This is a genomic window from Methylobacterium sp. WL6, assembly GCF_008040095.1.
Taxonomy (GTDB): domain Bacteria; phylum Pseudomonadota; class Alphaproteobacteria; order Rhizobiales; family Beijerinckiaceae; genus Methylobacterium.
Map to the genome: position 1 here is coordinate 1 of NZ_VRVH01000393.1, position 3,445 is coordinate 3,445.

Consider the following 3,445-nt stretch of genomic DNA (forward strand, 5'->3'; position numbering starts at 1 on the left):
GCGCTGCTCGCCAAGGCCGAGGCCCCGTCCGACGGGCGCCTGCGCGGGCTTCGCACCACCATGCTCACCGATTCCGACCACGCCGCGACGCGGCACGCCCGCGGCTTCGTCGGCGGGGTGCTCGCCGGCCTCGTCGGCCATGCCGAGCTCTACGTCTCGGGCGGCGCCGAGCATCAGGGGCCGGATGGCGGCGGCCCCGTCGCGATCATCGCCGAAGCGCCGTGAGAGGCCGCCCATGACGTCGTCACCGCTCGCGTCTCCTCCCTCGGCCCCGACCCCGGGCACCCCCCGCGCCATCGGCGTCGAGACCGTCGGCATGACGAAGCGCTTCGGCGCCTTCGCCGCCCTCGACGACGTGTCGATGAAGATCGCGGCCGGCGGCTTCCACGCGCTGCTCGGCGAGAACGGCGCCGGCAAGTCCACGCTGGTGAAGTGCGTGATGGGGTTCTACGCCCCGAGCGCCGGCACGGTGCTGGTCGACGGCCGCGAGGCCGAGATCACCAACCCGAAGGGCGCGCAGGCGCGCGGCCTCGGCATGGTCTACCAGCACTTCACGCTGGTGCCCTCGCTCACGGGGGCGGAGAACCTCGTCATCAGCCGCGCCGACGCGCCCTCGGTGATCGCCTGGGGCCGGGAGCGCGCGCGGCTCTCCGCCTTCATGGCCGGCATGCCGTTCCGGCTGAACCTCGACCGGCCGGTGGCGGAGCTGGCGGCGGGCGAGAAGCAGAAGCTCGAGATCGTCAAGCAGCTCTACCTCGAGGCGCGGTTCCTGATCCTCGACGAGCCGACCTCGGTGCTGACGCCGGGCGAGGCCGAGGAGGTGCTGGGGCTGCTCCGCGCGATGGCCGACCGCGGCGACCTCACCGTGCTGATGATCAGCCACAAGTTCCGCGAGGTCGAGACCTTCGCCCGAAGCCTGAGCGTGCTCCGGCGCGGTCGGCTCGTCGGCGGCGGCGCGGTCGGCGCGCTGTCCCGCGACGACATGGCGGCGATGATGATGGGCGAGCGCAAGGTGCGCGTGCCGGCCGCCCGCCTCGGCGAGCCCGACGAAGCCCGCGAGATCCTGCGCATCGCGGGCGTGACCGCCACCGACGCCTCGGGCCTGCGCCACATCGCCGTCGACGCGCTCAGCGTTCGCTCCCGCGAGATCGTCGGCATCGCCGGCGTCTCGGGCAACGGGCAGAAGGAGCTCGCCGACGTCCTCGGCGGCCAGGTCCGCGCCACCGGCGGCCGGGTGGTGGTGGCCGGCGCGCCCTATGCCGGCACGCGGGCCGAGAGCCGCGCGCGAAAGGTGCGGTTCATCCCGGAGGAGCCGCTGCGCAACGCCTGCGCGCCGCGGATGTCGGTGGTCGAGAACCTGGGCTTTCGCGCCTTCGACCGGCGCGGCGACGACCCGACGGGCAAGCCGACCTTCTGGCTCGACCGGGGGGCGATGGCCCGGCGCGGGCGCGACCTGATCGAGCGGTTCAAGGTGAAGACCGCCTCGTCCGAGGCGCCGATCGCGACCCTGTCCGGCGGCAACGTGCAGCGGGCGGTGCTCGCCCGCGAGCTGACCGACACGGTTGACCTCCTGATCGTCGTCAACCCGTGCTTCGGCCTCGACTTCTCGGCGGTCTCAGAGATCCGCAACCGGATCGTGGCCGCGCGCAACGCCGGCGCCGCGGTGCTGCTGATCAGCGAGGACCTCGACGAGATCCTGGAGCTGTCCGACCGCATCGTGGTGATGTCGGAGGGCCGCCTCGTCTACGAGACGCAGGCCGCCACCGCCGAGGTGGCGACGATCGGCCGTCACATGGCCGGGCACCACTGAGACGGACGATCGTCGCAAGCGCGGGCTCAGTGGGCCTCGACCGGCCCCGAGGCGCGCTGCGGCTTCCTCAGGATCGCGACGACGCCGAGGCTCAGCACGAGGCTGACGCCGACGAGCCAGAACCCGTCGGCATAGGCCATCACCTCGGCCTCGCGCCGGACCTGGGCCGCCAGCATGCCGAGGGCGGCGCCCTTCGCGGCCGCGGCGTCGGCGACGTGCCCGTGCAGGCCGGCGGCCGTGGCCGCGAGGCGCTCCTGGGTGCGCGTGGCGTTCACGGTGATCGCCTCGGCCAGCACCGAGAAGTGCATGTGCTCGCGCCGGTCGATCATCGTCGAGAGCATCGCGATGCCGATCGAGCCGCCGAGGTTGCGCATCATGTTCGACAGCGCCGAGGCGTCCGCCGTGTCGCGCGGGGCGAGGCCCGCCGTCGAGAGCTGCGACAGCGGGATGGTGAACAGCGGCTGGCCGACGGCGCGCAGGAGCTGCGGCAGGATCAGCTGGTCCGCGCCGACGTCGTGGGTCAGCCCGACGTTGATCCAGCAGCTCGCGATGAAGAACAGCGTGCCGGTCACCACCAGCAGCCGAGCGTCGAAGGTGCGCATGATCAGCGGCATCATCGGGAACAGCAGCAGCTGCGGCAGCCCGGACCACATCACGACGTAGCCGATCTGCTGGGCGTCGTAGCCCTGGATCTGCGCGCAGTAGAGCGGGATGATGTAGATCGAGCCGAACGAGACCGCGCCGAGCACCGTCATCAGCACGCACGATCCGCCGACCGAGCGGTTGGCGAGCACCCGCAGGTTGATGAAGGGGCGCTCGGCCATGAGCTCGCGGACGATGAAGCCGGCGATGCCGGCCACCGCGAGCCAGCTCGCCTGGACGATGACGGGCGAGCCGAACCAGTCCTTCCGCTGGCCCTCCTCCAGCACGTAGGTCAGCGCCGGCAGGCCGGTCGCCATCAGGCCGATGCCGATCCAGTCGCCCTTCAGGAGCTCGGCCCAGCGCGCCGGCACGCCGTCGAAGGCGCCGAGCTGGATCGCGGCGGCGAGCGGGCCGAAGATCAGGTTCAGGTAGAAGATGTAGTGCCAGGACAGGTTGTCGGTGAGCCAGCCGCCCACCGTCGGGCCGATCGCCGGCGCGAAGGTGGCGGTCAGCCCGAACATCGCGATGCCGATCGGCTGCTGGCTCCTCGACAGGCGCGTGCGCACGATGACGATCGCGGTCGGGATCAGCACGCCGCCGGTGAAGCCCTGGCCGGCCCGGAACAGGATCATCTGCGAGAGCGAGGTCGAGAGCGCGCAGGCGAGCGAGAAGGCGGTGAACAGCATCGTGTTCACCGACAGGTACCGGCGCAGGCCGATCACCGAGGAGAGCCAGCCGGTGAGGGGGATCACGATGATCTCGGCCATCAGGTAGGCGGTCGAGATCCAGCTGCCCTCCTCGGTAGAGGCGCCGAGCGCGCCCTGGATGTCGGAGAGCGAGGCGTTGGTGATCTGGATGTCGAGGATGGCGGTGAACGCGCCGAGGATCGCGCCGAACACCGCGAGCCAGTCGCGCACGCTGGCCTTGGCCTCGGGCCCGCGCATCGCCGCGGCGGCGCTCATCGCGGCAGGGCCTCGCTGACGAGGGCGGCGC

The 3,445-nt window shown here is 72.0% G+C and carries 3 protein-coding genes; 2 read left to right on the forward strand and 1 reads right to left on the reverse strand.

The features are described from left to right. A partial coding sequence (locus FV230_RS26160; RefSeq protein ID WP_281408332.1) for a ring-opening amidohydrolase occupies window positions 1–225 on the forward strand: 225 nt, incomplete at its 5' end. A gap of 10 nt (window positions 226–235) precedes the next feature. Further along, window positions 236–1,810, forward strand: a complete 1,575-nt coding sequence (locus FV230_RS26165; protein WP_147844460.1) for an ABC transporter ATP-binding protein — start codon at window positions 236–238, stop codon at window positions 1,808–1,810. Window positions 1,811–1,836: 26 nt separating this feature from the next. Here FV230_RS26165 and FV230_RS26170 read toward each other — a convergent pair whose 3' ends face one another. Further along, window positions 1,837–3,396 carry a DHA2 family efflux MFS transporter permease subunit gene (locus FV230_RS26170; protein WP_147844461.1) on the reverse strand — a complete coding sequence of 520 codons (1,560 nt, stop codon included), beginning with the start codon at window positions 3,394–3,396 and terminating at the stop codon, window positions 1,837–1,839. Window positions 3,397–3,445: the final 49 nt, after the last annotated feature.